A 26,108-nucleotide genomic window follows, 5' to 3' on the forward strand; every position below is an offset into this window, starting at 1 on the left:
TGGCGAAGGGAAATGTGAAAAGGTTTTTTTCGTATGTCGAAAGAAACTGTCTAATCTTGTAAGCTAAACTCTAATTCTTGATTGTAATTGGAGTTTTTTTGTTTATCAAAAGAGGATAGGCTTGACCGCAAGCCTTTTGGCAGCTCTCCTTGAATGCCCCACTTTTCTTTAAAAAAGGAGTTTTTTTATGTTGAAAAAATGGCAGTTAAAAGATGTTATCTTGCTTGCTTTCTTGTCTATCTTTTTTGGTGGCGTTTTTGTGGGTTCAGGCTATCTGTTTGATATCCTCACTCTGATTTTAGCCCCTCTTGGTTTACAGGTCTTTGCCAATGAAATCCTCTTTGGTCTCTGGTGTATGGCTGCGCCCATTGCTGCCATCTTTGTTCCAAGAGTGGGAAGCGCAACGATTGGAGAAGTGCTCGCTGCGCTTGCTGAAGTCCTTTATGGTAGTCAATTCGGTCTAGGTGCCCTTTTGTCTGGCTTGGTTCAAGGTTTGGGAAGTGAATTTGGCTTTCTTGTGACCAAGAATCGCTATGAAAGTTGGCTCTCTCTAACTGCTAATAGTATTGGGATTACGCTTTTTAGCTTTGTCTATGAATACATTAAATTAGGTTACTATGCCTTCTCCCTTCCTTTTGTCCTTTCCTTGCTGGTGGTGCGTTTTATTTCCGTCTTTTTCTTCTGTACCATCTTGGTTCGTGCCATTGTCAAACTCTATCATCAGTTTGCAGCTGGAGGAAAGGCATAGATGGGCCTGAAATTAAGAGGGATTCAATCCCCAATCTTTTCGGAACCGATTGATTTTACTTTTCATGAGCAAGCCTTTACCTTGTTAGTTGGGAGTAGTGGTTCAGGAAAATCCAGCCTCTTTCAAGTCATTGCTCAAGTCAGTTCTCTTCCCTATAGTGGTCAAGTCTTGATAGATGGGAGTCAGGTCAGTCAGCTTTCTATCGTTGAACGTGTCCAGACGGTTGGTATTCTCTTTCAAAATCCCAATCATCAATTCACCATGGAGAACTTGTTTGAGGAGCTGGTTTTTACCTTGGAGAATATCGGGCATCCACTTCAAGATATTGATGCTAAAATAGCAGAGGTGGTCCGGCAATGTCGTTGCGAGGCAATCTTGAACCGTTCCATCCATCACTTATCAGGTGGTGAAAAGCAAAAGGCTGCGCTGGCTGTTATCTTTGCTATGAACCCTAGGGTCTATCTCTTGGATGAGCCCTTCGCTTCCATTGACCGCAAGAGCAGAATCGAGATATTGGAGATTCTAAAAGAGTTGTCCTCTAATGGGAAGACAGTCATCCTGTGCGATCATGATTTAACGGACTATGGAGCCTACATTGACCATATGGTGGAGCTGAGAGACGGGCAACTAAGGGAAATAAATAAAATCCCTACCTCTGAGATGATACAGGTTTCTTCAAAGGATGTTGCCTCTAGTCCAGAATTATTCCATATGGACCGTGTGACCTGTGAGCTGGGGAATCGCCCTCTCTTTTCGATTGCGGATTTCACATTTTACCAAGGAATTTCCTGTATCTTGGGTGATAATGGTGTTGGGAAATCAACCCTCTTTCGCTCCATTCTTCAATTTCAAAAGTATAGAGGGCGCATTACTTGGAAGGGGTCGGTTCTTAAAAAGAAAAAGAGTTTGTATCGTGATCTGACGGGTGTTGTTCAGGAAGCTGAGAAGCAGTTTATCCGAGTCAGTCTGAGAGAGGAACTGCAATTAGATAGTCCAGACTCGGAAAGAAATCAGCGGATTCTCCAAGCTTTACGATATTTTAATCTGGAGCAGGCGCTTGATAAGAGTCCCTATCAATTAAGTGGTGGCCAGCAAAAGATTCTTCAGCTATTGACCATCTTGACCAGCAAGGCTTCTGTGATCTTGCTAGATGAACCTTTTGCTGGTTTGGATGATAGAGCTTGCCATTATTTTTGCCAGTGGATTGTGGAGGAGAGCAATCAAGGAAGAAGTTTTTTGATCATTAGCCATCGTTTAGATCCCTTGATTTCTGTGGTCGATTATTGGATCGAGATGACTAGTGAGGGTCTCCGTCATATTAAAGACGTGACTATCAGCAAACCTCTCAGTTTTCTGAGTAGGAATACTCAAGGGGAGGTGAGGTAGTATGATCAAAGTAGCAACTCAGACACCGATTATTAGTCTTTTCTTGCTGATTTTATCCTTGGAAACATCTTTCCTTCCTTCGATTGCTCTTAATCTCTCGGTAGTCGCATTTTGCATTCTCTTTATGCTCTACTACCGTCGATTTAAAATGTTGGCTTGGATGCTTGTGCTCGCCATTTTACCATCTTTTGCTAATTACTGGGCAGTACAGTTACATGGGGATGCTTCGCAGGCAGTCATGCTTGGAACGAGGGCTTTTGTGACGGTTTGTATCGGCCTTGTCTTTGTTTCTAGTATTTCCCTAAAAGAGCTTCTCTTGTACTTGGCTCAAAAGGGGTTATCGCGTTCTTGGGCCTATGCCTTAATTGTAGTATTCAATGCCTTTCCCCTCATTCAACAAGAAATCAAGTCCCTCAAGGAAGCTTGCTTATTGCGTGGTCAAAAATTGCATGTTTGGTCGCCCTTGATTTACAGTAAGGTTCTGATGACGGTCTTTAGATGGCGCCATCTTTACCTGAGAGCTCTATCTGCTCACGGATATGACGAACATGTTCATTTGGAGAATAGCTATCGGACTTTTTATATTTCTCAGAGGACAAAATTGATCTACCTACTTTTCTTTTTATTGCTTCAAACCAGTTTATTTCTATAAAGGAGTTATTATGGAATTTACAGATATTGCGATGGAATTATCCAGGGAAGCTTGGCAGGCTTCCTTTAACCATCCCTTTGTTTTACAGTTACAAGAGGGAACGTTAGAACCTTCTATTTTCCGCTATTACCTGATTCAGGATGCCTACTATCTGAAGTCTTTTTCAGAAGCCTATCACCTCTTGGCTGATAAGACTTCAAACCAAGAGATGAAAAGACTCTTGAAACAAAATGCCCAGAGTCTAGTGGAGGGTGAGTTGTTTATCCGCAAACAATTTTTTAAGGAATTGGGAATCAGCGACCAGGAAATGGACGAGCAACCGATTGCTCCAACCTGTTATCATTACATTTCGCATATTTATCGACAGTTTTCAGAGCCAAACCTGGGAATTGCTTTTGCTAGTTTGCTTCCATGTCCTTGGCTATACCATGATTTGGGCAAGGAACTTAATCGCAAACCATCTCCGAATCCTCTTTATCAACAGTGGATTGAGACCTATATCACCGATGAGTTAGAACAGCAGATTAAAGAGGAAGAAGCCCTGGTCAATCAGCTCTATCGAGAAAGCAACGAGACGGACAAACAAAAAATGCTAGAGGCCTTCCATCGAAGTGTCCATATGGAAGCCAAGTTTTGGGAGATGGCTTACCAACATCAAACCTGGACAAGTGATTTGCAGTCCTTAGAAACAGAGAAGAAATAGAAAATGAGAAACCACCAACTACAAGTTCACAAATTAACCATTTTATCCATGATGATTGCTCTTGACGTAGTTCTTACACCCATCTTTCGAATTGAAGGAATGGCACCAATGTCCAGTGTAGTCAACATTCTTGCGGGAATCTTGATGGGGCCTGTTTATGCCTTGGTCATGGCAACAGTTACAGCCTTTATCCGTATGTCTACTCAAGGCATTCCGCCCTTGGCCCTCACTGGAGCTACCTTTGGAGCCCTCCTTGCAGGTCTCTTTTATAAGTACGGTCGAAAATTTCACTTCTCTGCCCTAGGAGAAATCTTGGGAACAGGGATTATCGGTTCTATTGTTTCCTATCCTGTCATGGTTCTCTTTACGGGATCTGCTGCCAAGCTCAGCTGGTTTATCTACACTCCTCGATTTTTCGGAGCAACCTTGATCGGTACAGCCATAGCTTTTCTTGCCTTTCGATTTTTAATCAAGCAGGAATTCTTTAAAAAAGTACAAGGATATTTCTTTGGTGAAAGGATAGACTGATGCAGGAATTTACAAATCCCTTTCCTCTAACCTCCAGCTCCTTAATTCACTGCATCACCAATGAGATTTCCTGTGAGATGCTGGCCAATGGGATTTTGGCTCTGGGATCTAAACCGGTCATGGCAGATGATTCCCGTGAGGTCCTTGATTTTACCAAACAAAGCCAAGCTCTCTTCATCAATTTGGGGCATTTGTCAGCTGAGAAGGAGAAAGCAATCCGCATGGCAGCTACTTATGCAGCTCAAGCTTGTCTCCCAATGGTAGTAGATGCAGTTGGCGTTGCGGCTTCCCCCATTCGTAAGGATCTAGTCACAGATCTTTTAGAATACAAGCCCACGGTCCTTAAAGGAAATATGTCTGAAATCCGAAGTCTTGTTGGCTTAAAACACCATGGAGTTGGAGTTGATGCGAGTGCTAAAGATCAAGAAACGGAGGATTTGCTTCAAGTTTTGAAAGACTGGTGTCAGACCTATTCTGGTATGTCATTCTTAGTCACTGGCCCCAAGGACCTCATCGTTTCGGAGAATCAGGTTGCTGTATTGAGGAATGGCTGTGACGAATTAGACTGGATAACAGGGACAGGAGACTTGGTTGGAGCCTTGACAGCCGTTTTTCTTAGCCAAGGAAAGACTGCCTTTGAAGCTTCTTGTCTAGCGGTCTCTTATCTCAATATCTCTGCTGAGAGAATTCTTGTCCAAGGAATGGGATTGGAAGATTTTCGTTACCAAGTTCTCAATCAACTCTCTCTCCTAAAAAGAGACGAAAATTGGCTAGAAGCCATCAAAGGAGACTTTTATGAATAGTGAAGCACTTAGACTGTATCTAGTAACCAATCGCTACCAAGATTCCTTGGAAAACTTTCTTGAAAAAGTCGAGACGGCCTGCCGTTCAGGTGTTACCATAATCCAATTACGAGAAAAAAATCTCACCACCAATCAATACTATCAACTGGCAAAACAAGTCAAGGAAATAACAGATGCCTACCAAGTACCCTTGATTATAGATGATCGGTTGGATGTCTGTCTTGCAGTCGATGCTGCAGGTCTGCATATCGGAGACGATGAACTACCAGTTTCAGTTGCTCGTAAAGTACTAGGTTCTGAAAAAATCCTTGGTGTCACTGCTAAAACGGTGAAAAGAGCCCTCGAAGCAGAAACATCGGGTGCGGACTACTTGGGAACAGGAGCCATTTTCCCGACTACGACCAAAGAAAATGCACCCATCACTCTGATTTCAACCTTGAAAACAATTTGCCAAACGGTCGCCATTCCAGTAGTTGCTATCGGAGGCCTGACATCAGAGAATATTGACCAACTTATCGGCACGGGTATAGCTGGAGTAGCTGTCGTACGTGATCTGATGCAGGCAGAAGATATTGAGGCAAAAACGCAAGCCTTTTTAACAAAGCTGGATGACATGATTTCCTAATCAAAAACTCTCTAATTCCCTTAAAGTAGGAACTAGAGAGTTTTTTTCTTAATCTTTAAAAGTTGTATGGTTGACTGGGCCAGAACCATGACCGAGTTGAGGAGCGTCTTGGATGGCTTTTGTGATAAAGGCCTTGGCCTTATCAACTGCCTGGTAAAGACTTCTGCCCTTGGCTAGTTCAGCCGTAATCACAGCAGCAAAGGTACATCCAGTACCATGGGTGTGACAAGTTTGAATTCTTGGACTTTCCCAGACAAATTGCTCATCCTTGGTAAAAAGGAAATCCTTGGCACCACCTTCAAGATGGCCACCTTTGATAACAACGGACTGAGGACCAAATTCTTTTATAATTAGGCGACCAGCACGCTGCATGTCTTCTGGATCATGAATTGAGAAACCAACAATTTCTTCTGCCTCAGGAAGATTGGGTGTAATAATAGTCGCAAGGGGAAGCAGGTTTGTTTTTAGGTAGCTTCTCGCACTAGTATCTATCAGGGTATCACCGCTTGTTGCGACCATAACAGGGTCCAGCACGTAGGGGCAGTCCAGTTTTTTAAGATAGGGTTGGATAATCTCCATGATTTCAGTAGTTGCCAACATACCAGTTTTTACAGCCTGGGGCTTGATATCCGAAAAGACACTTTCCAATTGAGCTTCCAGCATTTGGTTGGAGACGTGCTCGATTAATTGAACACCTCTGGTATTTTGAGCGACAAGGCTGGTCACAACGGCCATTCCATAGACATCTCTAGCTTGGAATGACTTTAAGTCAGCCATAATGCCAGCACCGCCACTAGGGTCTGTCCCAGCAATGGTTAGAGCAACGGGTAAATAAGTCATCTAAAACCTCCCAACCAACTGAAGTTTGTATTCTCAAGAACAAGCTGGTCTGTTTTAGGAAAGTAATAGAAGACTGGGTAGTCCTCACTATTTTCCACTTCCATCAGCTAGCATTACCTAGATTGAGTCAAAGGGATCTAACAGTCGTTAATCTCAGCTTTACGCACCCCTAGTGGTTGTTTTCTTTTTTCTTCAGTATAGCATATTTTTATAGTTTATATAGTAAAATTTGACTGCAAATCTCTCGTTACATGATTGGAATTCTATTTTTCGAAAAAATAATAAAAATTATAGTTGACAAATGTAGATTTTCGGAGTATACTGATAACTGTAATCGACAAATGTAGATTTAGGAGGAATAACAATGCAGATTTCGGATGCAGAATGGCAGGTCATGAAGATTATTTGGATGCAGGGGGAACAGACCAGTACGGATTTGATCATGGTTCTGGCGGAACGGTTCGACTGGTCCAAGTCGACCATTCAAACTCTTTTGGCTCGTTTGGTTGAGAAAGAGTGTCTGACAAGGAAAAAAGAAGGCAAGTTCTTTGTCTATTCAGCCCTTTTAACTTTGGATCAAAGTCGAGACTTGCTTGTCCAAGATATCAAAAACAAGGTTTGTTCTCGTAGGATTAAGAACTTGTTGGCTGAATTGATTGTGGAATGTGATTTTACTCTGGCTGACTTGGAAGACTTGGAAGCTGTGATTTCTGAGAAAAAAGCTAGCGCTGTAACAGAAGTAAAATGTAATTGTATGTAAAGGAGACGTCATGTTAAATAGTATTGTAACCATTATTTGTATTGCCCTTATCGCGTTTATCTTGTTTTGGTTTTTCAAAAAGCCTGAAAAATCTGGACAAAAGGCCCAGCAAAAAAAGGGTTACCAAGAGATCCGAGTGGAAGTCATGGGGGGCTATACGCCTGAGTTGATTATTCTTAAAAAATCAGTGCCAGCCCGCATTGTCTTTGACCGCAAGGACCCTTCACCCTGTCTAGATCAGATCGTCTTTCCAGATTTTGGTGTGCATGCGGATCTTCCTATGGGTGAAGAGTATGTAGTGGAAATCACACCTGAGCAGACTGGAGAGTTTGGCTTTGCATGTGGTATGAACATGATGCACGGCAAGATGATTGTAGAGTAGGAGGAGACTATGACAGAAATTGTGAAAGCAAGCCTAGAAAATGGCATTCAAAAAATCCGTATCCGAGCTGAAAAAGGCTATCATCCAGCCCACATTCAGCTTCAAAAAGGGATTCCCGCTGAGATTACCTTTCATCGTGCCACCCCTTCAAACTGTTATAAGGAAATTCTTTTTGAAGAAGAAGGGATTCTAGAACCAATCGGTGTAGACGAGGAGAAGACAATTCGTTTTACACCTCAAGAATTAGGTCAACATGAATTTTCATGTGGCATGAAGATGCAAAAGGGGAGCTATACCGTAGTTGAGAAGACGCGAAAATCTCTATCCCTTTTACAGCGTTTTTGGATTACTAGTATCTTTACCCTGCCTCTTGTTTTCCTCATGATCGGGATGTTGACAGGGACTATTAGTCATCCAGTCATGCATTGGGGCACCTTTTTAGCCACAACGCCTATTATGCTGGTAGCAGGTGGTCCTTATATTCAGAGTGCTTGGGCCAGCTTTAAAAAACATAATGCCAACATGGATACCTTAGTGGCACTGGGAACTCTGGTAGCCTATCTTTATAGTCTGGTTGCTCTCTTTGCTGGGCTCCCTGTTTACTTTGAAAGTGCTGGATTTATCCTCTTCTTCGTTCTTTTAGGGGCAGTTTTTGAGGAGAAAATGCGAAAAAACACTTCCCAAGCTGTGGAGAAATTACTTGATTTGCAAGCTAAAACAGCAGAAGTCTTGCGTGATGATCGCTATGTTCAAGTTCCTTTGGAACAAGTCAAGGTAGGTGACCTGATTCGAGTGCGTCCCGGTGAAAAGATTGCGGTTGATGGTGTTGTAGTCGAAGGCGTCTCCAGTATTGACGAATCCATGGTGACAGGTGAGAGTCTGCCAGTAGACAAAACAGTTGGAGATACTGTGATTGGCTCTACCATCAATAATAGTGGCACTCTTATTTTTAAAGCAGAAAAAGTTGGTTCAGAGACTGTTTTGGCTCAGATTGTGGATTTTGTGAAGAAAGCTCAGACAAGTCGTGCGCCGATTCAGGATTTGACGGATAAAATTTCAGGCATTTTTGTCCCAGCAGTTGTCATTTTAGGGATTGTGACCTTTTGGGTTTGGTTCGTCTTGCTCAGGGATAGTGTAGTCGTGCTTGGAGCGAGTTTTGTCTCTTCTCTTCTCTATGGGGTGGCTGTTTTGATTATTGCCTGCCCTTGTGCCTTGGGACTTGCAACACCGACAGCCCTTATGGTGGGGACAGGTCGCAGTGCCAAGATGGGAGTTCTCCTCAAAAATGGAACGGTTCTACAGGAAATCCAGAAAGTTCAAACTATCGTCTTTGATAAGACCGGGACTTTGACTGAAGGGAAACCTGTGGTCACAGATATCATCGGCGACGAAGTAGAAGTGCTTGGATTGGCAGCTTCCTTGGAAGAAGCTTCTCAACACCCACTGGCTGAAGCCGTTGTGAAACGAGCGAGTGAAGCTGGACTTGAGTTTCACACTGTTGAAAATTTCCAAGCCTTGCACGGGAAAGGTGTCTCAGGGCAAATCAATGGAAAACAAGTTTTGCTTGGAAATGCTAAAATGCTGGATGGCATGACCATTTCTAGCGCTTATCAGGAAAAACTAGAAGAACTGGAAAAAGAAGCTAAGACAGTTGTGTTCTTGGCTGTTGAGAATGAAATCAAAGGATTGCTTGCTTTGCAAGATATTCCCAAGGAAAATGCCAAGCTAGCCATCAGTCAGTTGAAAAAACGTGGGCTTAAAACAGTCATGCTGACAGGAGACAATGCCGGTGTGGCGCGTGCTATTGCGGATCAGATTGGAATCGAAGAGGTCATTGCAGGTGTTTTACCAGAGGAAAAAGCCTATGAAATCCATAAACTGCAACAGTCAGGCAAGGTAGCCTTTGTTGGTGATGGGATTAATGATGCTCCTGCCCTCAGTGTTGCAGATGTGGGGATTGCCATGGGAGCTGGAACCGATATTGCCATCGAGTCAGCAGATTTGGTGTTGACAACCAATAACCTCTTAGGAGTAGTTCGTGCCTTTGACATGAGTAAGAAAACCTTTAATCGTATTTTGCTCAATCTTTTCTGGGCTTCTATCTATAACCTCATTGGTATTCCGATTGCAGCAGGAGTCTTTTCAAGTCTTGGTTTGGTGCTCAATCCAGAACTTGCAGGATTGGCCATGGCCTTTAGTTCAGTCTCTGTTCTGATCAGCTCTCTCATGCTTAATTTTACTAAAGTCGATTAAAAAGGCGGTCTTAACCGCTTTTTTGCTATTCTAACACAGATTTTAAAAACGTTTTCAATCTGTACTGTAATAGAGAATAAAAACTTCTGAGCACATTCTTAGGAGACCCAAAACAAATGTGGTAAAGTAGTAGAGTAAAAATTTGCTGAAACGTTTCCAATTAGTATATGAAGACGGATTTATCAAGTTTTAAAAATATTTGAAGGAGAGTTATCATTATGACTCAAGGGAAAATTACTGCATCTGCAGCAATGCTCAACGTATTGAAAACATGGGGCGTAGACACAATCTACGGTATCCCATCAGGAACACTCAGCTCATTGATGGATGCTTTGGCTGAAGACAAAGATATCCGCTTCTTGCAAGTTCGCCACGAAGAAACAGGTGCTCTTGCAGCGGTCATGCAAGCTAAATTCGGCGGCTCAATCGGGGTTGCAGTTGGTTCAGGTGGTCCAGGTGCGACTCACTTGATTAACGGTGTTTACGATGCAGCTATGGATAACACTCCATTCCTAGCAATCCTTGGATCACGTCCAGTTAACGAATTGAACATGGATGCTTTCCAAGAATTGAACCAAAACCCAATGTACAACGGTATCGCTGTATATAACAAACGTGTAGCTTACGCTGAGCAATTGCCAAAAGTTATTGACGAAGCTTGCCGTGCTGCAGTTTCTAAAAAAGGTCCAGCTGTTGTTGAAATCCCAGTAAACTTCGGTTTCCAAGAAATTGACGAAAATTCATACTACGGTTCAGGTTCATACGAACGCTCATTCATCGCTCCTGCTTTGAACGAAGTTGAAATCGACAAAGCTGTTGAAATCTTGAACAATGCTGAACGTCCAGTTATCTATGCTGGTTACGGTGGTGTTAAAGCTGGTGAAGTGATTACTGAATTGTCACGTAAAATCAAAGCACCAATCATCACAACTGGTAAAAACTTTGAAGCTTTCGAATGGAACTATGAAGGTTTGACAGGTTCTGCTTACCGTGTTGGTTGGAAACCAGCCAACGAAGTGGTCTTTGAAGCAGACACAGTTCTTTTCCTTGGTTCAAACTTCCCATTTGCTGAAGTTTACGAAGCATTCAAGAATACTGAAAAATTCATCCAAGTCGATATCGATCCTTACAAACTTGGTAAACGTCATGCCCTAGACGCATCTATCCTTGGTGACGCAGGTCAAGCAGCGAAAGCAATCCTTGACAAAGTGAATCCAGTTGAATCTACTCCATGGTGGCGTGCAAACGTTAAGAATAACCAAAACTGGCGTGATTATATGAACAAACTCGAAGGTAAAACTGAGGGTGAATTGCAATTGTATCAAGTTTACAATGCAATCAACAAACATGCTGATCAAGACGCTATCTATTCAATCGACGTAGGTGACACTACTCAAACATCTACTCGTCACCTTCACATGACACCTAAGAACATGTGGCGTACATCTCCACTCTTTGCGACAATGGGTATTGCCCTTCCTGGTGGTATCGCTGCTAAGAAAGACAATCCAGATCGCCAAGTATGGAACATCATGGGTGACGGTGCATTCAACATGTGCTACCCAGACGTTATCACAAACGTTCAATACGACCTTCCAGTTATCAACGTTGTCTTCTCAAATGGTAAATATGCCTTCATCAAGGACAAATACGAAGACACAAACAAACACTTGTTTGGTTGTGACTTCCCTAATGCTGACTATGCGAAAATCGCTGAAGCTCAAGGAGCTGTTGGATTTACAGTTGACCGTATCGAAGACATCGATGCAGTTGTTGCAGAAGCTGTTAAATTGAGCAAAGAAGGTAAAACTGTTGTTATCGATGCTCGCATCACTGAACACCGTCCACTTCCAGTAGAAGTACTTGAATTGGATCCAAAACTTCACTCAGAAGAAGCAATCAAAGCCTTCAAGGAAAAATACGAAGCAGAAGAACTCGTACCATTCCGCCTCTTCTTGGAAGAAGAAGGGTTGCAATCACGCGCAATTAAATAATTTCTTCGTGGAACTTAAAAAGATCGGAGCAATCCGGTCTTTTTATGGAGGATAGTGAATGAATTTAAATCAATTAGATATTATCGTTTCAGATGTTCCCCAAGTCTGTGATGACTTGGAGCGTATTTTGGATAAAAAGTCCGATTATGTTGATGACAGTTTTGCTCAGTTTACGATTGGCAGTCACTGTCTGATGTTGTCCCAAAATCATTTGATTCCTTTGGAAGATTTTCAGTCAGGAATCATTCTTCATATCGAGGTTGAGGATGTAGACCAGAGCTACAAACGGTTGAAAGAGCTTGGTATAAAGGTTTTACACGGACCAGATGTAACCGATTGGGGAACAGAGTCCTTATTAGTTAAAGGGCCTGCTGGTCTAGTGATTGATTTTTATCGTATGAAGTAGGTAATTCTATTATCAAATTTTTTATCTAAACATTCTTGGAGTGAAACTTAAAAAGATCGGAGCAATTCGATCTTTTTTGTATTTATGCGACTTTCAGTCCGTCTCGCTCCGTTAGGTGCGAGACAAAAAACCACCCGTTTTCACGGGTGGTTATGATTTCTACACTTATTGTTTGGCTTCCTGTTTTAATTGTTGCACCTGTTCCTCGTACTGGACAAGCTCCCTGTCTTTTATATTGATAGTCGCTTCTGCTTCAGCAATGCGGCTTCTCAGATCTTGAGTCTTGTTATGGTGATAGCTAATACCAATAGCACTACCAGCAATGATCCCGATTACTAGACAAGTAAAAATCACCAAAATCAAGGGAGCAGATAGTTGTGTAAAGACAAGACTGACAGTTACTGTTTGACGATTGAGTAGACCAAATGAGATCACAATGACTAATAAGCTCAAACCGCCAATTAGATAAGCCTTATCTTTCAGTGACAATTCATTAAATTTTTTTAGCATAAGTTCCTTTTCTCCTGACTATGTTGATAGAAAACTACACACCATTTAGGTATTAACAAAATTCATTTTACTAGAAAATTTCGATACTGTCAATAATTTCTAACGGCTTATTTACCATCAATCAATCGATTCATTGAAAAGGAGTATTCATTTTCTAATATTTGATTGAGTAAACAGAACGGAGCAATTCGGTCTTTTTTCTGTTCCCTCTTTCTTATAACAAGATTGTGATAGTTTATATCTTTATAACAAAAGTTTTAAAGACTTGATTGTTTTGAAAGAATATTTTAAAATAAGATTCAGTAAAAATGAAAGAGGTTTTGAAAATGTCTGAAAAACAAATGAAAATTTTGGGTTGGGTAGCGACCTTCATGTCTGTTATGATGTATGTGTCTTACTTCCCACAAATCATGAACAATCTGGCTGGTCAAAAAGGAAATTTCATCCAGCCCTTGGTTGCTGCCATCAACTGTAGTCTCTGGGTTTACTACGGTCTTTTCAAGAAAGAAAGAGATATTCCCCTTGCGGCTGCTAATGCACCGGGTATCGTTTTTGGCCTAGTAACGGCTATCACAGCTTTAATTTAAAAAGAAGACTGGTTTCAGTCTTTTTTTCGTATATATAAGAGTAAGTTTAGTGCTATTATTATCCAGAGGGTTCCAAACTTTTTGCCTCCTTTTTAGTATAATAGAAGTAATAAATCAATCGAGGTAAAGTGATGACAGAAATACTACAATTTCCAGAAGGATTTCTCTGGGGTGGTGCAACGGCGGCTAATCAATGTGAGGGTGCTTATAATCAGGACGGTCGTGGTCTTGCTAATGTGGATGTGGTGCCGATTGGTCCAGACCGTGAAGCCATTATCACAGGTCAGAAAAAGATGTTTTCGTTTGAGGAGGGCTATTTTTACCCAGCCAAGCAAGCTATTGATATGTACCATCATTACAAGGAAGATATTGCCCTTTTTGCGGAATTGGGCTTTAAGACTTATCGTCTATCCATTGCTTGGACTCGGATTTTTCCTAAGGGCGACGAAACAGTGCCAAATGAAGCTGGTCTAGCCTTTTATGAGGATTTATTTAAGGAGTGCCACAAGTATGGTATCCAACCTCTGGTGACTATCACTCATTTCGACTGTCCTATGCACTTGATTACAGAGTACGGTGGATGGCGTAATCGTCGGATGTTAGACTTCTATGAAAAACTTTGTCGCACACTCTTTACCCGCTATAAGGGTTTGGTCAAATACTGGCTTACCTTTAACGAAATCAACATGATTCTCCATGCCCCCTTTATGGGAGCTGGGCTCTGTTTTGAAGAAGGAGAAAATCAAGAACAGGTCAAATATCAAGCGGCCCATCATGAGCTGGTGGCTTCAGCCATGACGACTAAACTTGCCCACGAAATTGACCCAGAAAACAAGGTGGGATGTATGTTGGCAGCAGGGCAATACTATCCTAACACAGCCCATCCGAGAGATTACTGGGCTGCTATGGAGGAAGATCGCAAGAGTTACTTCTTCATTGATGTTCAAGCGCGTGGGGAATACCCAAATTACGCAAAGAAGCATTGGGAGCGTGAGGGGATTGAGATTCAAATGACGGCAGAGGATTTGGACTTGTTGAAGAATCACACTGTTGACTTTGTTTCCTTCTCTTACTATGCAAGTCGAGTGGCCTCAGGTGATCCAGAAGTTAAAGAATTAACTGCTGGAAATGTCTTTGCCTCCCTCAAAAATCCCTATCTAGAATCCTCAGAATGGGGATGGCAGATTGACCCACTTGGTCTTCGTATCACCCTCAATGCTATCTGGGATCGTTACCAAAAGCCAATGTTCATCGTGGAAAACGGTCTAGGTGCTATGGATACACCGGATGAGAATGGTTATGTAGCAGATGACTATCGGATTGCTTACTTAGAGGCTCATATCAAGGCTATGCGAGATGCCATTTACCAAGATGGAGTTGACTTGTTTGGGTATACGACTTGGGGCTGTATCGATCTGGTTTCGGCTGGAACAGGCGAAATGAACAAGCGGTATGGCTTTATCTATGTGGATCGTGATAATGAAGGTCATGGAAGTCTCAAACGTAGCAAGAAGAAGTCCTTCTACTGGTACAAGGATGTCATTGCCAGCAATGGTGCAAGCATTGAGTAGAGCACATTTGTTCACTATTTTTATAAAATCTTCTCCCTACTTTATAAGATGTGAAAAAGAGTTCAATTAGATGGAGCTTTTTGCTATAATGAGGGGAGAAAAATCAGACAGGAGAATATGATGTCAGAACCATTATTTTTACAATCAGTTATGCAAGAAAAAATTTGGGGTGGAACCAAGCTACGTGATGAGTTTGGCTACGACATCCCAAGTGAAAAAATAGGAGAATATTGGGCCATCTCAGCCCATCCAAATGGCGTTTCAAAGGTGGCCAATGGTCGTTTTGAGGGAACAGACCTTGCTACTTTGTATGCGGAACATCGTGAATTGTTTGGTAACCGTCCAGAACCTGTGTTTCCACTATTGACCAAGATTCTCGATGCTAATGACTGGCTCAGCGTCCAAGTTCACCCAGACGATGCCTATGGATTAGAACATGAAGGCGAGCTCGGAAAAACAGAGTGCTGGTATATCATCGCAGCAGACGAAGGTTCAGAGATTATCTATGGTCACAATGCCAAATCAAAAGAAGAACTTCGCCAGCAAATTGAGGATAAGAACTGGGATGCGCTGTTGACAAAAGTGCCAGTCAAGGCTGGTGATTTCTTCTATGTACCAAGCGGAACCATGCACGCTATTGGAGCAGGTATCTTGATTCTTGAAACTCAGCAGTCTAGCGATACCACCTACCGTGTTTATGACTTTGACCGCAAGGACGACAAGGGCAACTTGCGTGAACTTCACCTTGAAAAATCTATCGATGTTTTAAACATTGGAGAGCCTGCCAATAGCCGTCCTGTAACTATCAAAGCAGATGATCTACGTTCCACTCTCCTTGTATCCAGCGAGTTCTTCGCAGTTTACAAGTGGGAAATCACTGGCAAAGTTGACTTTGAAAAGACAGCTGACTACAGCCTGTTCAGTGTCTTAGCTGGTCAAGGCCAACTAACTGTTGACGGGAAAAACTATCCAATCCAAAAAGGCAGCCACTTTATCCTACCAAGTGATGTCGAAGCTTGGACCTTGGAAGGTCAAGGTTTGGAATTGATTGTTAGTCATCCATAAAAAAGAAAGGACCTGAGTTTACTACTCAAGTCCTTTTTAATTACATAAATTGGGCGATAAAAACCACAATGATGATAATAGGAATGATGAAACGAAGGAGGAAAAGCCAGACTTGGAAAAGTCCTTGTTTCCATGCTCTTTCATCAAGATGGAGTTCCTCCATGGCAAGGGCCTTTTTAAAGATATAGCCAGTAAAAAGAGACAGACAGAGAGCCCCAAATGGCATGAGGAGATTGGAAACCAAGAAATCCATAGCATCAAAGAAAGTCTTTCCAAAAATGTGAACATCAGCCATGACTCCGTAGGATAGGGCTGAAGGAATTCCAAAGCCAAAGGTCAAGATTCCCAAAATCACACTCCACTTAGCCCGCTTGCTGTTATCCTGATTGGTGATATTGCCCACATTGATTTCCAGCATAACGACAGAAGAAGTGACCGTCGCAAAGAGGAAGAGCAAGAGGAAAAGGATGTAAAAAATGGTTCCAAAGGGCATCTTGTCAAAGAGTTGGGGCAAGACGATAAAGAGCAAGCTAGGTCCCCCTTCAGACTGAATATTGAAGGCTGACATGGCTGGGAAAATGGCTAGTCCCGCCATGATGGATACCGATATGTTCATGGCTACGATGGAAATCCCTGACTGGACCAGATTGGTTTTCTTGTTCAAGTAGGAAGCATAGGTCAGCATGGCTGTCACCCCTAGTGAGAGGGCAAAGAAAGATTGACCCAGAGCATAGAGGAGACCAGCGCTGGTTAGTTTTGAAAAGTCTGGTTTGAGGAAGTAAAGAACGCCTTCCATGGCATTTGGTAAGCTTAGCGAGCGCCCAATGATCACGACAAAAATGATAAAGAGCAGAGGCATCATAACTTTTGAGGCTCTTTCAATCCCTTTTTGAACTCCACGTGATACAATAAAGATATTCAACAAGATAAAGGCAGCTTGTGCGCCAAGGGCAATGGCTGGATTTGAAATGATTGAAGTAAATAACTGAGCATAATCACCCGTTCCACCAAGCTGGAACAATTTCCCAAACTCAATGCCTAGATAGACTAAAATCCATCCCCCTATAACACTATAGAAGGAGAGAAGGATGAAGAGGGCAAAGGCACCAATCCAACCGATAGAATTGTATTTGCTATTGTTGCCAAGTTTTCCAAAGGTTTTGATAGCAGAGACGCCAGCACTACGGCCAAGGGCAAACTCAGCAAGCAGGAGCGGGAAACCGATTAAAATGGTAGAAATAAGAAAGACTAGTAAAAAGCCTCCACCGCCATTAGCAGCAGTCATGTAGGGAAATTTCCAAACGGCTCCAAGTCCGATGGCTGAACCAGCAGATGCTAGGATAAAGCCTAGTTTCGAGCCCCATTGCGATTTTTCTGACATAGTTGAACTCCGATCTCGTTTTTTAAAATAAGAAAAGGCTACTTGAGTTGTCAAATAGCCCTCTCTCAATGGCTCTTTATGAGCCTTCTGTTTGATTGATAGACTTGACTATCCTATCATGTTTTCTAAGGTCTGTCAAGAAAACCATTTTCAAGTTTTCACACCTTTCCCAAAAAGTTAAAAATTTTTCGTAAAAACGCTTGACTCTGACCTAAGGGGAGGGGTTATACTATCAATGTAATACTCTTCGAAAATCAACTTCAAACCACGTCAGCGTCGCCTTACCGTACTCAAGTACAGCTTGCGGCTAGCTTCCTAGTTTGCTCTTTGATTTTCATTGAGTATAAGGAGGAAATCATGTACCATATAAAAGAAGCTGCGCAGCTTTCAGGTGTTTCTGTCAAGACCCTGCATCACTACGATAAGATAGGGCTCTTGGTTCCCTTAAAGTCGGAAAACGGCTATCGAACCTATAGTCAAGAGGATTTGGAACGACTTCAGGTCATTCTTTATTACAAATATCTAGGCTTTTCTTTAGAAAAAATAGCAGAGCTATTAAAGGAAGAAAGGACAGATTTATTGCCCCATTTGACCAGACAGTTGGACTATTTGACTCGAGAAAGGCAACATCTGGATACCCTGATTTCCACCTTGCAAAAAACCATTCAAGAACAAAAAGGAGAAAGAAAAATGACGATTGAGGAAAAATTCACTGGATTTAGCTATCAAGACAATCAAAAATACCACCAAGAAGCGGTAGAGAAGTATGGACAAGAAGTCATGGATCAGGCTCTCGAACGCCAAAAAGGTCGCGAAGAAGAGGCCACAGCCGCCTTCAACCAAGTTTTTCAAGCCTTGGCACAAAACCTTCAAAATGGACTAACTGCAACAGCGGTCGAAAACCAAGAAGAAGCAGCCAACCTCTTGCAAGCTATTCGTACTTATGGATTTGACTGCTCTATTGAGGTATTCGGTCATATCGGCAAAGGCTACGTCTACAACCCAGAGTTTAAGGAAAACATTGACAAATTTGGACCTGGAACAGCCAAGTACACATCAGATGTCATTGCTGCTTACGTTCAGACAAATGCAGAATAAATAGGCTAGGAATTTCCTAGCCTATTTTTTACTTCAAATCATAAAGCCAATCTTCGCCGTCTTTATAGTAGAAGAATTCACTCAGATCCTCCTCTAAAAATACACGAAGCATATCAGACATATCATTAGTAGCAAGTTTTAGATGAGACAGATTGTCAAAATCCTCCCACCAAACCTTCCCTTCGTCTGAAGACTGGAGTTCACCAGTAAAGTGTTCTGTCTTGTAAAAAAGGACGACATAACGATAATCCTTGTCATCGTACCAGTTTTTGATACCACAGAGTTGGGGTTTGGAAATGGTCAGACCAGTTTCTTCTTTCACTTCACGAATGACAGCATCGACAAAGGATTCGCCACGTTCAACATGACCACCAGGAAAAGTAATGCCAGGCCAGTCGGGACTAACTCGGTCTTGGACCAGGACCTTGTCTCCATTTTGAATCATACACATATTGACAAATTCGACTGTTTCTCTTCTATTCATTCTTTATAACCTTTGATTTTTAATCATAATGTAGACTTCCTGCCACCCAGCCGGTGCAGAGGGCAGAAGTGATGTTAAAGCCACCCGTGTGGGCATTGATATCCAGTACCTCACCAGCAAAGTGGAGTCCAGGAACGAGCTTGCTTTCGAGGGTTTTGGGATTGATTTCCTTAAGACTGACACCGCCTTTGGTGACAAAGGATTTGGCAAGGGACATTTTTCCGGTCACAGGGATTTTGAGGGCCTTGATGGACTGGAGAAGTTGTTCACGTTCCTTTTCAGTCAGTTGTTTGACTTTTTCAGGATAGACTTGCACAAGAAATTCTGCCAAGCGTTCTGGAAGCAAAGTTTTTAAAGCATTTTTCAAGGATTTTTCCCGATTTTCCTCTAGAAATGCTACCAAGTCGCTCTCAGAAAGTTGAGGTAAGACATCCAAAGAAAGGACTTCACCTCCCTTGACAAAACTAGACATACGCAGAGCAGCAGGACCCGACAAACCAAAGTGGGTAAAGAGCAGATCGTGAGTGATGACATGCTTACCATAGCTTAAGGTCACATCGTCTAGTGAAATCCCCTGAAGCGCTTTGTGTGGAAAATCAGTCAACAATGGGCTCTCAGCAGCTTCAAGCTCAGTAATGGTATGTTTAAAATGGCGGGCGATCTCATGCCCAAAACCAGTAGAACCAGTAGAAGGATAGGATTTACCACCAGTTGTAACAATCAGTTTATTACAAGTGAAGGTTTGGTCTGCGGACTTAAGGACAAACTGGTCGTCTATCTTTTTAACCGAAACAATTTCTGTTTGAGTAGCAACTTGACCACCGAGTTCAGTGATTTTCTTTTCTAGTGTCTCGATAATAGTCCGAGACTTGTCACTAGCAGGAAAGACGCGTCCGTGGTCCTCGACCTTGAGTTTAACACCATTTTCCGTAAAAAAGTTGATGATATCATGGTTATCAAACTGGGAGAAGACACTGTAAAGAAACCGCCCGTTACCAGGGATGCCAGCTAATAGGTCATCTAAAGTTCCATTGTTGGTCACATTACAACGACCACCGCCCGTTCCAGCTAATTTTTTCCCAAGTTTTCGATTTTTTTCGATGAGTAGAGTTTTCTGACCATAAAAGCTACTGGAAATGGTAGCCATCATACCTGCAGGTCCTCCACCAATGACAATAGTATCAAAATGTTTCATAGCTCTATTGTACCACAAAAAACAAGAGATGCTTGACATCTCTTGTTGCTCATAATCTTAGTTGATTTCATATCCCATCAACAAACCGCCATCTTCTGCATAGAAACTGCAGAGACCAGATGTCGGGATGATTTTGATATCCGCTTGTGGGAAGGTTTCCAGCAAGCGTTCTGACAATTGCTGACAGAATTTTTCATTGCTGCGATGAGCCATGACGATACGGCCACCAGCGTAGCCAGCCTTGATGAGTTCTTCATAGGCTGCTTGAAGGGATTTTTTTGGTCCACGCGCTTTTTGGAGTAGTTCTAGGGTTCCAGTTTCACTTGCTTCCCCAACCATACGGATGTTGAGAAGACCGACAACTGTACCGATCAGCTTGCTTAAACGACCATTTTTTACCAAGTTATCAACCTTAGCGAGTACAAAAAGCAACTTCGTTTTTTCTTGGTAGGCTGTAATAGCTTCAACAATTTCCTCATAAGAAAGTCCTTGATCAATCAAGCTATTGATTTTCTCGACAATCAAGTCAACCTCACCACCTGCAGACAATGTATCGATCACATGAATCTGAGTGTCAGGGTGTTCTTCCAGATAGATATTCTTAGCGAGCTGTGCACTATTATGGCTACCTGAAAGAGTACCAGTGATAGTAACGACAAAGATATGCTTAGCACCTTCAAATGCTCGCAAGTAATCATCAGGGCTAGGACAAGCTGATTTTGAAGCCTCAGAAGTCGCATACATGGTTTCCATCATGTGGTCAATGTCGAGATTGGCATCATCGATAAAGACCTGATCAGCTACTTGAATGGTTAAAGGAACACTCACAAATTCAGTATCGATAGCAAGAGTAGGCAGTTGACGATAATCACAACCAGAGTCAGCTACAATCTTCCAAGTCATAGAAATTCTCCATCTTTGTCACTTATACATTGACAAAGGTTCTGTCTTTTTTTACAATTATATCATGAAAGCCCTTGAAACAAAAGTACCACCTCTCTGTTGTCACAAGTAGAAAGAAATTGTTATGTCTGAACGTAAAATATCTGAAAAATCTCTTGAAAATCTCAGAAAATCAAATCAAGAATCCAATTTTTTAACCAGAGAAGCAATCGAGACGGCTCTTTTGCAACTTCTAGAGAAAAAAGATTTGGCCAAGATTAGCATTTCGGAGCTGGTCAAACGGGCTGGTGTCTCTCGTGCTGCCTTCTATCGTAACTATGACTCCAAAGAAGAGATTTTGGAAAGTGTTTTTAAACGCAGTGTCCATAACATTATGGAACAGTTGAGCCACTACGATGTCAAAACAGACCTTTATCTAGTCTGGGTACACCTTTTCCGCGCAGCCAAGAAAGAAGCCAAGGTTATCCAACTTGCTCTGGACTATCATTTGGAAAAGATTTTTGTCCAAGCCATGCAGGAATTTCTAGAAAAATACCATGGAAAGTCAAAAGGCGTTAGCAGCTACCTTCATTCCTTTTGGAGTTCTGCCATCGTATCAGTTCTGCTCAAATGGATCAAGGATGGCATGAAGGTTCCAGCTGAAAAGATTGCAGATTTACGCTTGCCATTTTTCAAAAAATAGGGGATAAGGAGAAGAATTATGACAGAAAAAAGACTGGCTTGGGATGAGTACTTTGCAGCCCAGGCTTTACTGATTGCCAATCGTTCGACATGCAAACGTGCCAAGGTGGGAGCGGTCCTCGTCAAGGACAATAAAGTCATTTCAACTGGCTATAATGGTTCCGTATCAGGAACGGAGCACTGTATTGACCACGAATGTCTGGTCATTGAAGGTCACTGTGTTCGAACCCTTCACGCCGAGGTTAATGCCATCTTGCAAGGAGCCGAACGAGGGGTTCCAAGAGGATTTACAGCCTATGTGACCCATTTTCCGTGTCTGAACTGCACCAAACAACTGCTACAAGTTGGTTGTAAGTGCGTGGTTTATATCAACCAGTACCGAATGGATGACTATGCCCAGTACCTTTATCATGAAAAAGGCACCGAGTTGACCCATTTACCATTAGAGACTGTTCAGACAGCTCTTCAAGAGGCAGATTTGATTTAAAAATTAATAAAAATAAATGGTTTAGAAAGCTTTTTAAACCGTTTTTTGATATAATAAGAAGAATAAATTGAAAGAAGGAACTCAGAAAATGGGAAAAATTGAAGTCATTAATCATCCACTCATTCAACACAAATTGTCAATCTTGCGACGTACAGATACTTCTACAAAAGCTTTTCGTGAACTAGTTGATGAGATTGCAATGTTGATGGGATATGAAGTACTTCGTGATCTTCCACTTGAAGATGTGGAAATCGAAACACCTATCACAAAGACCGTTCAAAAACAATTGGCTGGGAAAAAATTGGCGATTGTCCCAATCTTGCGTGCAGGTATCGGGATGGTAGATGGCCTCTTGAGCTTGGTTCCAGCAGCCAAAGTTGGTCATATCGGTATGTACCGTGATGAAGAAACCCTTCAACCAGTTGAATACTTGGTGAAATTGCCTGAGGATATTGACCAACGTCAAATCTTTGTCGTTGATCCAATGTTGGCAACAGGTGGCTCAGCAATCTTGGCAGTAGATTCACTTAAAAAACGTGGCGCTTCAAATATCAAGTTTGTCTGCCTAGTATCTGCTCCAGAAGGAGTGAAAGCTCTTCAAGAAGCACACCCAGATGTAGAGATCTTTACAGCAGCTTTGGATGAACGCTTGAACGAACACGGTTATATCGTTCCAGGTCTTGGAGATGCTGGAGACCGCTTGTTCGGTACTAAATAAAATCCCAAAGTAAATAGTGAAACTAGAAGTTCGTTTTTAACTTGAAAGGAGGTTGAGTTTTTGTTTCTGTTTAGAGAATAGAACAAAAATTTGACCTTTTTTGACCAAAAAGATATAATAGTTCTGTATTGAGTCGTAAGACTAAGAAAATTCAACATAAAAGGAGAAATGAATGATTCCTGTAGTTATTGAACAAACAAGCCGTGGAGAACGTTCCTATGACATTTACTCTCGTCTTCTGAAAGACCGCATCATCATGCTAACAGGTCCAGTTGAAGACAACATGGCCAACTCTGTTATCGCCCAATTACTTTTCTTGGATGCCCAAGACAGCACAAAAGATATTTACCTTTATGTCAACACACCTGGAGGCTCTGTGTCAGCTGGTTTGGCAATCGTTGATACCATGAACTTTATCAAGGCAGATGTCCAAACAATCGTTATGGGGATGGCTGCATCCATGGGGACAGTCATCGCATCAAGTGGAGCAAAAGGCAAACGTTTCATGCTTCCAAATGCAGAGTACATGATTCACCAACCAATGGGTGGTACAGGTGGTGGTACCCAACAGACAGATATGGCAATCGCTGCAGAGCACTTGCTTAAAACTCGTAAGACTTTGGAGCAAATCCTTGCAGATAACTCTGGTAAATCAGTCGAGCAAATTCATGCTGACGCTGAACGTGATTACTGGATGAGTGCCCAAGAAACACTTGAATATGGCTTTATTGATGAAATCATGGCTAATAATTCTTTAAGCTAAGCAACCTAGAAAGCAAACTCGACGGAGTTCGCTTTTTTTGATATAATAGGAGAAGATTTCTTAGAAAGAGGATCCCTCATGTTTGAAAAAACAAATCGATCAGGATTAATCATCTATCTCTACTATAATCGAGATGCAAAAAAAATTCAGGAATACGGTGATATCTGTTACCATTCCAAAAAACATCGTTACTTGCAGCTCTATGTTCCAACTGAGGAGTTAGATGACTTAGTTGAGAGATTAGGTAAGGAAAGATATATCAAGAAAATTAGACGTTGCCATATTCAAGAGCTAGAAACTCCTTTCGTTGGCAATCTCTATCGTAACGAAGAAAACGTTATCATTTAAAAAATTAAATAAATGTATTGACAATTTTCTGATAATTCGGTATATTCTTAACATACAATTTTTGAAACAACTATAAGGAGATTAAAAATGAAGAAAAAATTTGCCCTATCTTTTGTGGCTCTTGCTAGTGTGGCTCTTCTTGCTGCCTGTGGAGAGGTCAAGTCAGGAACGTCAAACACAACTGGAAATCCAGTAGACGAAAAAACAATTAAAATCGGTTTTAACTTTGAAGAGACAGGTGCTGTGGCAGCTTACGGTACAGCTGAACAAAAAGGTGCCCAACTTGCTGTAGACGAAATCAACGCTGCAGGTGGAATTGATGGAAAACAAATCGAAGTTGTGGACAAAGACAACAAGTCAGAAACTGCTGAAGCAGCCTCTGTTACTACAAACCTTGTTACCCAATCAAAAGTAGCAGCTATTGTAGGACCTGCGACATCTGGTGCAACTGCTGCAGCTGTAGCTAACGCTACTAAAGCTGGAGTGCCATTGATTTCACCAAGTGCTACTCAAGACGGTTTGACTAAAGGTCAAGATTACCTATTTATCGGAACATTCCAAGATAGCTTCCAAGGGAAGATTATTTCTAACTATGTAACAAACAAATTGAATGCTAAGAAGGTTGTTCTTTATACTGACAACGCTAGTGACTATGCAAAAGGTATTGCTAAATCTTTCCGCGAAGCATACAAGGGTGAGATTGTAGCAGATGAAACGTTTGTAGCAGGTGATACTGACTTCCAAGCAGCCCTTACTAAAATGAAAGACAAAGAGTTTGACGCTATCGTAGTTCCAGGTTACTACACAGAAGCTGGTAAAATTGTAAACCAAGCTCGTGGTATGGGAATTGATAAACCAATCATTGGTGGTGATGGATTTAACGGTGAAGAATTTGTTCAACAAGCAACTGCTGAAAGAGCATCAAACATTTACTTCATCTCCGGATTCTCAACTACAGTTGATGTTTCTGCAAAAGCTAAAGCTTTCCTTGAAGCATACCGTGCTAAATATAACGAAGAGCCTTCAACATTCTCAGCTTTGGCCTATGACTCAGTTTACCTAGTAGCAAATGCTGCAAAAGGTGCTAAAAACTCAGGTGAAATCAAGGACAACCTTGCTAAAACCAAAGATTTTGATGGTGTAACTGGTCAAACAAGCTTTGATGCTGACCACAATACAGTGAAAACTGCTTACATGATGACCATGAACAATGGTAAGGTTGAAGAAGCAGAAGTTGTAAAACCATAACATTAGAATAGTAATTGAAATGGGGAATGAGCCTTTGACTCACTCCCTGTTTCGGTGTTTATGAACTTGTGAAAATAATGAAATTTTCTAAAAAATAACGATAGAAAAGAGTGAATGCTATGCTCCAACAACTTGTGAATGGTCTAATTCTGGGTAGTGTTTATGCACTTTTGGCTCTGGGTTATACCATGGTTTATGGAATTATCAAACTCATCAACTTCGCCCATGGCGATATTTACATGATGGGTGCCTTTATTGGTTACTTTTTGATTAATTCTTTCCAAATGGATTTCTTTTTAGCTTTAATTATTTCAATGGCAGGGACCGCACTACTTGGTGTTGTGATTGAGTTTCTTGCCTACCGTCCTTTACGACACTCTACACGTATTGCTGTATTGATTACTGCCATCGGGGTGTCTTTCCTACTGGAATACGGAATGGTTTATCTAGTAGGCGCCAATACTCGTGCCTTCCCTCAAGCAATTGAAACAGTCCGCTTTGACTTGGGACCAATTAGCTTGACAAATGTTCAATTGATGATTTTAGCAGTTTCTGTCCTCTTGATGGTTTTATTACAATTGATCGTCCAAAAAACAAAAATGGGGAAAGCCATGCGTGCGGTATCAGTTGATAGTGACGCAGCTCAATTGATGGGAATTAATGTAAATCGTACAATCAGCTTTACCTTTGCTTTGGGTTCAGCTCTTGCTGGTGCAGCGGGTGTCCTCATTGCCCTTTACTACAACTCTCTTGAACCTTTGATGGGTGTGACTCCAGGTCTAAAATCATTCGTTGCGGCCGTACTCGGTGGTATCGGAATTATTCCTGGTGCAGCTCTAGGGGGATTTGTGATTGGCTTGTTGGAAACATTTGCTACTGCCTTTGGTATGTCTGATTTCCGTGATGCTATCGTATATGGAATCTTGCTTTTGATTCTGATTGTTCGACCTGCAGGTATCCTTGGTAAGAATGTGAAAGAGAAGGTGTAA

Annotated in this window: 29 protein-coding genes and 1 riboswitch; of the genes, 23 read left to right on the forward strand and 6 right to left on the reverse strand. The window is 41.8% G+C overall.

The genetic code is table 11. The annotated features are described in order from the left end of the window. Positions 1 to 187: 187 nt before the first annotated feature. Genes AB2B49_RS08220 through thiE form a run of 7 tightly spaced genes read left to right on the forward strand, consistent with a single transcriptional unit; the run spans position 188 to position 5,445 of the window. A complete protein-coding gene (locus AB2B49_RS08220) occupies positions 188 to 748 on the forward strand; it encodes an ECF transporter S component (RefSeq protein ID WP_049504911.1) in 561 nt (186 codons plus the stop codon). Continuing rightward, positions 749 to 2,134 carry an ABC transporter ATP-binding protein gene (locus AB2B49_RS08225; protein WP_320692052.1) on the forward strand — a complete coding sequence of 462 codons (1,386 nt, stop codon included), beginning with the start codon at positions 749 to 751 and terminating at the stop codon, positions 2,132 to 2,134. It begins immediately after the preceding gene. A 1-nt stretch (position 2,135) separates the two neighbouring features. Then, complete coding sequence (locus AB2B49_RS08230) at positions 2,136 to 2,786, forward strand: energy-coupling factor transporter transmembrane component T (RefSeq protein WP_076984427.1); 651 nt, start codon at positions 2,136 to 2,138, stop codon at positions 2,784 to 2,786. A 10-nt stretch (positions 2,787 to 2,796) separates the two neighbouring features. After that, positions 2,797 to 3,489: a thiaminase II gene (tenA, locus tag AB2B49_RS08235; protein ID WP_320692053.1), complete on the forward strand. Its 693-nt coding sequence runs from the start codon at positions 2,797 to 2,799 to the stop codon at positions 3,487 to 3,489. A 3-nt stretch (positions 3,490 to 3,492) separates the two neighbouring features. Continuing rightward, positions 3,493 to 4,017: an energy coupling factor transporter S component ThiW gene (gene thiW / locus AB2B49_RS08240; RefSeq protein WP_049504917.1), complete on the forward strand. Its 525-nt coding sequence runs from the start codon at positions 3,493 to 3,495 to the stop codon at positions 4,015 to 4,017. Beyond that, positions 4,017 to 4,820 (forward strand): hydroxyethylthiazole kinase, encoded by an 804-nt coding sequence (gene thiM, locus AB2B49_RS08245; protein ID WP_049504918.1) that lies wholly within the window; start codon positions 4,017 to 4,019, stop codon positions 4,818 to 4,820. Before thiW ends, thiM begins: the two co-directional genes overlap by 1 nt. After that, the gene (gene thiE / locus AB2B49_RS08250) at positions 4,813 to 5,445 is read left to right on the forward strand and encodes a thiamine phosphate synthase (RefSeq protein WP_320692054.1); all 633 of its coding nucleotides are present in this window, start codon (positions 4,813 to 4,815) and stop codon (positions 5,443 to 5,445) included. The genes thiM and thiE overlap by 8 nt, the downstream gene beginning before the upstream one ends. A 48-nt stretch (positions 5,446 to 5,493) precedes the next feature. On the opposite strand, the gene thiD is transcribed toward thiE, so the two are convergent. Then, on the reverse strand, positions 5,494 to 6,285 hold the full coding sequence (gene thiD, locus AB2B49_RS08255) for a bifunctional hydroxymethylpyrimidine kinase/phosphomethylpyrimidine kinase (protein ID WP_320692055.1): 792 nt from the start codon (positions 6,283 to 6,285) through the stop codon (positions 5,494 to 5,496). An 82-nt stretch (positions 6,286 to 6,367) separates the two neighbouring features. Continuing rightward, positions 6,368 to 6,466: riboswitch (TPP riboswitch) on the reverse strand. 183 nt (positions 6,467 to 6,649) lie between these two features. Between thiD and AB2B49_RS08260 the strand changes: the two genes are divergently transcribed. From AB2B49_RS08260 to AB2B49_RS08280, 5 genes are all read left to right on the forward strand, one after another. Continuing rightward, a complete protein-coding gene (locus AB2B49_RS08260) occupies positions 6,650 to 7,045 on the forward strand; it encodes a CopY/TcrY family copper transport repressor (RefSeq protein ID WP_320692056.1) in 396 nt (131 codons plus the stop codon). Between the two features lie 10 nt (positions 7,046 to 7,055). Beyond that, entirely contained in the window at positions 7,056 to 7,427 is a 372-nt protein-coding gene (locus AB2B49_RS08265) for a cupredoxin domain-containing protein (RefSeq protein WP_000935056.1), read from the forward strand. 9 nt (positions 7,428 to 7,436) lie between these two features. Beyond that, positions 7,437 to 9,680: a heavy metal translocating P-type ATPase gene (locus AB2B49_RS08270; protein WP_254733826.1), complete on the forward strand. Its 2,244-nt coding sequence runs from the start codon at positions 7,437 to 7,439 to the stop codon at positions 9,678 to 9,680. A 218-nt stretch (positions 9,681 to 9,898) separates the two neighbouring features. After that, a complete protein-coding gene (gene spxB, locus AB2B49_RS08275) occupies positions 9,899 to 11,674 on the forward strand; it encodes a pyruvate oxidase (RefSeq protein WP_000191811.1) in 1,776 nt (591 codons plus the stop codon). A 58-nt stretch (positions 11,675 to 11,732) separates the two neighbouring features. Then, the gene (locus AB2B49_RS08280; RefSeq protein WP_045611956.1) at positions 11,733 to 12,080 is read left to right on the forward strand and encodes a VOC family protein; all 348 of its coding nucleotides are present in this window, start codon (positions 11,733 to 11,735) and stop codon (positions 12,078 to 12,080) included. A gap of 165 nt (positions 12,081 to 12,245) precedes the next feature. On the opposite strand, the gene AB2B49_RS08285 is transcribed toward AB2B49_RS08280, so the two are convergent. Further along, positions 12,246 to 12,590, reverse strand: coding sequence for a lipopolysaccharide assembly protein LapA domain-containing protein (locus AB2B49_RS08285; protein WP_000913393.1), 345 nt, complete (start codon positions 12,588 to 12,590; stop codon positions 12,246 to 12,248). Positions 12,591 to 12,916: 326 nt separating this feature from the next. On the opposite strand from AB2B49_RS08285, the gene AB2B49_RS08290 reads away from it, so the two are divergent. From AB2B49_RS08290 to manA, 3 genes are all read left to right on the forward strand, one after another. Next, on the forward strand, positions 12,917 to 13,177 hold the full coding sequence (locus tag AB2B49_RS08290; RefSeq protein ID WP_001291473.1) for a SemiSWEET family transporter: 261 nt from the start codon (positions 12,917 to 12,919) through the stop codon (positions 13,175 to 13,177). 131 nt (positions 13,178 to 13,308) lie between these two features. After that, positions 13,309 to 14,748, forward strand: a complete 1,440-nt coding sequence (locus AB2B49_RS08295; RefSeq protein WP_320692057.1) for a 6-phospho-beta-glucosidase — start codon at positions 13,309 to 13,311, stop codon at positions 14,746 to 14,748. A gap of 120 nt (positions 14,749 to 14,868) precedes the next feature. Continuing rightward, entirely contained in the window at positions 14,869 to 15,813 is a 945-nt protein-coding gene (manA, locus tag AB2B49_RS08300) for a mannose-6-phosphate isomerase, class I (RefSeq protein WP_125417924.1), read from the forward strand. Between the two features lie 40 nt (positions 15,814 to 15,853). On the opposite strand, the gene AB2B49_RS08305 is transcribed toward manA, so the two are convergent. Next, positions 15,854 to 17,194 (reverse strand): sodium-dependent transporter, encoded by a 1,341-nt coding sequence (locus AB2B49_RS08305; RefSeq protein ID WP_076984439.1) that lies wholly within the window; start codon positions 17,192 to 17,194, stop codon positions 15,854 to 15,856. A 357-nt stretch (positions 17,195 to 17,551) separates the two neighbouring features. Here AB2B49_RS08305 and AB2B49_RS08310 point away from each other — a divergent pair, with 357 nt between their 5' ends. Further along, positions 17,552 to 18,292, forward strand: coding sequence for a MerR family transcriptional regulator (locus AB2B49_RS08310; RefSeq protein WP_139658812.1), 741 nt, complete (start codon positions 17,552 to 17,554; stop codon positions 18,290 to 18,292). A gap of 28 nt (positions 18,293 to 18,320) precedes the next feature. Here the strand turns inward: AB2B49_RS08310 and AB2B49_RS08315 are convergent, their stop codons facing one another. Genes AB2B49_RS08315 through AB2B49_RS08325 form a run of 3 tightly spaced genes read right to left on the reverse strand, consistent with a single transcriptional unit; the run spans position 18,321 to position 20,874 of the window. Next, the gene (locus AB2B49_RS08315; RefSeq protein WP_139658811.1) at positions 18,321 to 18,776 is read right to left on the reverse strand and encodes an 8-oxo-dGTP diphosphatase; all 456 of its coding nucleotides are present in this window, start codon (positions 18,774 to 18,776) and stop codon (positions 18,321 to 18,323) included. A gap of 19 nt (positions 18,777 to 18,795) precedes the next feature. Beyond that, complete coding sequence (locus AB2B49_RS08320) at positions 18,796 to 19,971, reverse strand: BaiN/RdsA family NAD(P)/FAD-dependent oxidoreductase (protein WP_320692058.1); 1,176 nt, start codon at positions 19,969 to 19,971, stop codon at positions 18,796 to 18,798. Between the two features lie 57 nt (positions 19,972 to 20,028). After that, entirely contained in the window at positions 20,029 to 20,874 is an 846-nt protein-coding gene (locus tag AB2B49_RS08325; RefSeq protein WP_320692059.1) for a DegV family protein, read from the reverse strand. A 124-nt stretch (positions 20,875 to 20,998) separates the two neighbouring features. On the opposite strand from AB2B49_RS08325, the gene AB2B49_RS08330 reads away from it, so the two are divergent. The 7 genes from AB2B49_RS08330 (at position 20,999) to AB2B49_RS08360 (ending at position 26,108) form a co-directional block, all read left to right on the forward strand. After that, positions 20,999 to 21,556: a TetR/AcrR family transcriptional regulator gene (locus AB2B49_RS08330; RefSeq protein WP_000003897.1), complete on the forward strand. Its 558-nt coding sequence runs from the start codon at positions 20,999 to 21,001 to the stop codon at positions 21,554 to 21,556. An 18-nt stretch (positions 21,557 to 21,574) separates the two neighbouring features. Beyond that, positions 21,575 to 22,042: a deoxycytidylate deaminase gene (locus AB2B49_RS08335; protein WP_320692060.1), complete on the forward strand. Its 468-nt coding sequence runs from the start codon at positions 21,575 to 21,577 to the stop codon at positions 22,040 to 22,042. An 88-nt stretch (positions 22,043 to 22,130) separates the two neighbouring features. Further along, the gene (gene upp / locus AB2B49_RS08340) at positions 22,131 to 22,760 is read left to right on the forward strand and encodes a uracil phosphoribosyltransferase (protein WP_000515974.1); all 630 of its coding nucleotides are present in this window, start codon (positions 22,131 to 22,133) and stop codon (positions 22,758 to 22,760) included. Positions 22,761 to 22,932: 172 nt separating this feature from the next. After that, the gene (gene clpP, locus AB2B49_RS08345; protein WP_000613467.1) at positions 22,933 to 23,523 is read left to right on the forward strand and encodes an ATP-dependent Clp protease proteolytic subunit ClpP; all 591 of its coding nucleotides are present in this window, start codon (positions 22,933 to 22,935) and stop codon (positions 23,521 to 23,523) included. Between the two features lie 78 nt (positions 23,524 to 23,601). Further along, entirely contained in the window at positions 23,602 to 23,871 is a 270-nt protein-coding gene (locus AB2B49_RS08350; protein ID WP_000462100.1) for a YlbG family protein, read from the forward strand. Between the two features lie 87 nt (positions 23,872 to 23,958). Then, a complete protein-coding gene (locus tag AB2B49_RS08355; protein ID WP_049504938.1) occupies positions 23,959 to 25,119 on the forward strand; it encodes an ABC transporter substrate-binding protein in 1,161 nt (386 codons plus the stop codon). Between the two features lie 119 nt (positions 25,120 to 25,238). Beyond that, a complete protein-coding gene (locus AB2B49_RS08360; protein ID WP_000941413.1) occupies positions 25,239 to 26,108 on the forward strand; it encodes a branched-chain amino acid ABC transporter permease in 870 nt (289 codons plus the stop codon).

It is taken from the genome of Streptococcus jiangnanensis (assembly GCF_040888325.1).
GTDB classification, from domain to species: domain Bacteria; phylum Bacillota; class Bacilli; order Lactobacillales; family Streptococcaceae; genus Streptococcus; species Streptococcus jiangnanensis.

Bases quoted from the DNA above. Each gene is read 5' to 3' on its own strand.
- AB2B49_RS08265 (WP_000935056.1), top strand. From the start codon at position 7,056: ATGTTAAATAGTATTGTAACCATTATTTGTATTGCCCTTATCGCGTTT.
- AB2B49_RS08335 (WP_320692060.1), top strand. From the start codon at position 21,575: ATGACAGAAAAAAGACTGGCTTGGGATGAGTACTTTGCAGCCCAGGCT.
- thiD (WP_320692055.1), bottom strand. From the start codon at position 6,285: ATGACTTATTTACCCGTTGCTCTAACCATTGCTGGGACAGACCCTAGT.
- AB2B49_RS08220 (WP_049504911.1), top strand. From the start codon at position 188: ATGTTGAAAAAATGGCAGTTAAAAGATGTTATCTTGCTTGCTTTCTTG.
- thiW (WP_049504917.1), top strand. From the start codon at position 3,493: ATGAGAAACCACCAACTACAAGTTCACAAATTAACCATTTTATCCATG.
- AB2B49_RS08315 (WP_139658811.1), bottom strand. From the start codon at position 18,776: ATGAATAGAAGAGAAACAGTCGAATTTGTCAATATGTGTATGATTCAA.
- spxB (WP_000191811.1), top strand. From the start codon at position 9,899: ATGACTCAAGGGAAAATTACTGCATCTGCAGCAATGCTCAACGTATTG.
- AB2B49_RS08280 (WP_045611956.1), top strand. From the start codon at position 11,733: ATGAATTTAAATCAATTAGATATTATCGTTTCAGATGTTCCCCAAGTC.
- manA (WP_125417924.1), top strand. From the start codon at position 14,869: ATGTCAGAACCATTATTTTTACAATCAGTTATGCAAGAAAAAATTTGG.
- AB2B49_RS08320 (WP_320692058.1), bottom strand. From the start codon at position 19,971: ATGAAACATTTTGATACTATTGTCATTGGTGGAGGACCTGCAGGTATG.
- AB2B49_RS08330 (WP_000003897.1), top strand. From the start codon at position 20,999: ATGTCTGAACGTAAAATATCTGAAAAATCTCTTGAAAATCTCAGAAAA.
- thiM (WP_049504918.1), top strand. From the start codon at position 4,017: ATGCAGGAATTTACAAATCCCTTTCCTCTAACCTCCAGCTCCTTAATT.
- AB2B49_RS08355 (WP_049504938.1), top strand. From the start codon at position 23,959: ATGAAGAAAAAATTTGCCCTATCTTTTGTGGCTCTTGCTAGTGTGGCT.
- AB2B49_RS08260 (WP_320692056.1), top strand. From the start codon at position 6,650: ATGCAGATTTCGGATGCAGAATGGCAGGTCATGAAGATTATTTGGATG.
- AB2B49_RS08270 (WP_254733826.1), top strand. From the start codon at position 7,437: ATGACAGAAATTGTGAAAGCAAGCCTAGAAAATGGCATTCAAAAAATC.
- AB2B49_RS08350 (WP_000462100.1), top strand. From the start codon at position 23,602: ATGTTTGAAAAAACAAATCGATCAGGATTAATCATCTATCTCTACTAT.
- AB2B49_RS08230 (WP_076984427.1), top strand. From the start codon at position 2,136: ATGATCAAAGTAGCAACTCAGACACCGATTATTAGTCTTTTCTTGCTG.
- AB2B49_RS08285 (WP_000913393.1), bottom strand. From the start codon at position 12,590: ATGCTAAAAAAATTTAATGAATTGTCACTGAAAGATAAGGCTTATCTA.
- AB2B49_RS08310 (WP_139658812.1), top strand. From the start codon at position 17,552: ATGTACCATATAAAAGAAGCTGCGCAGCTTTCAGGTGTTTCTGTCAAG.
- AB2B49_RS08305 (WP_076984439.1), bottom strand. From the start codon at position 17,194: ATGTCAGAAAAATCGCAATGGGGCTCGAAACTAGGCTTTATCCTAGCA.
- AB2B49_RS08325 (WP_320692059.1), bottom strand. From the start codon at position 20,874: ATGACTTGGAAGATTGTAGCTGACTCTGGTTGTGATTATCGTCAACTG.
- AB2B49_RS08290 (WP_001291473.1), top strand. From the start codon at position 12,917: ATGTCTGAAAAACAAATGAAAATTTTGGGTTGGGTAGCGACCTTCATG.
- thiE (WP_320692054.1), top strand. From the start codon at position 4,813: ATGAATAGTGAAGCACTTAGACTGTATCTAGTAACCAATCGCTACCAA.
- AB2B49_RS08225 (WP_320692052.1), top strand. From the start codon at position 749: ATGGGCCTGAAATTAAGAGGGATTCAATCCCCAATCTTTTCGGAACCG.
- AB2B49_RS08295 (WP_320692057.1), top strand. From the start codon at position 13,309: ATGACAGAAATACTACAATTTCCAGAAGGATTTCTCTGGGGTGGTGCA.
- tenA (WP_320692053.1), top strand. From the start codon at position 2,797: ATGGAATTTACAGATATTGCGATGGAATTATCCAGGGAAGCTTGGCAG.
- AB2B49_RS08360 (WP_000941413.1), top strand. From the start codon at position 25,239: ATGCTCCAACAACTTGTGAATGGTCTAATTCTGGGTAGTGTTTATGCA.
- clpP (WP_000613467.1), top strand. From the start codon at position 22,933: ATGATTCCTGTAGTTATTGAACAAACAAGCCGTGGAGAACGTTCCTAT.
- upp (WP_000515974.1), top strand. From the start codon at position 22,131: ATGGGAAAAATTGAAGTCATTAATCATCCACTCATTCAACACAAATTG.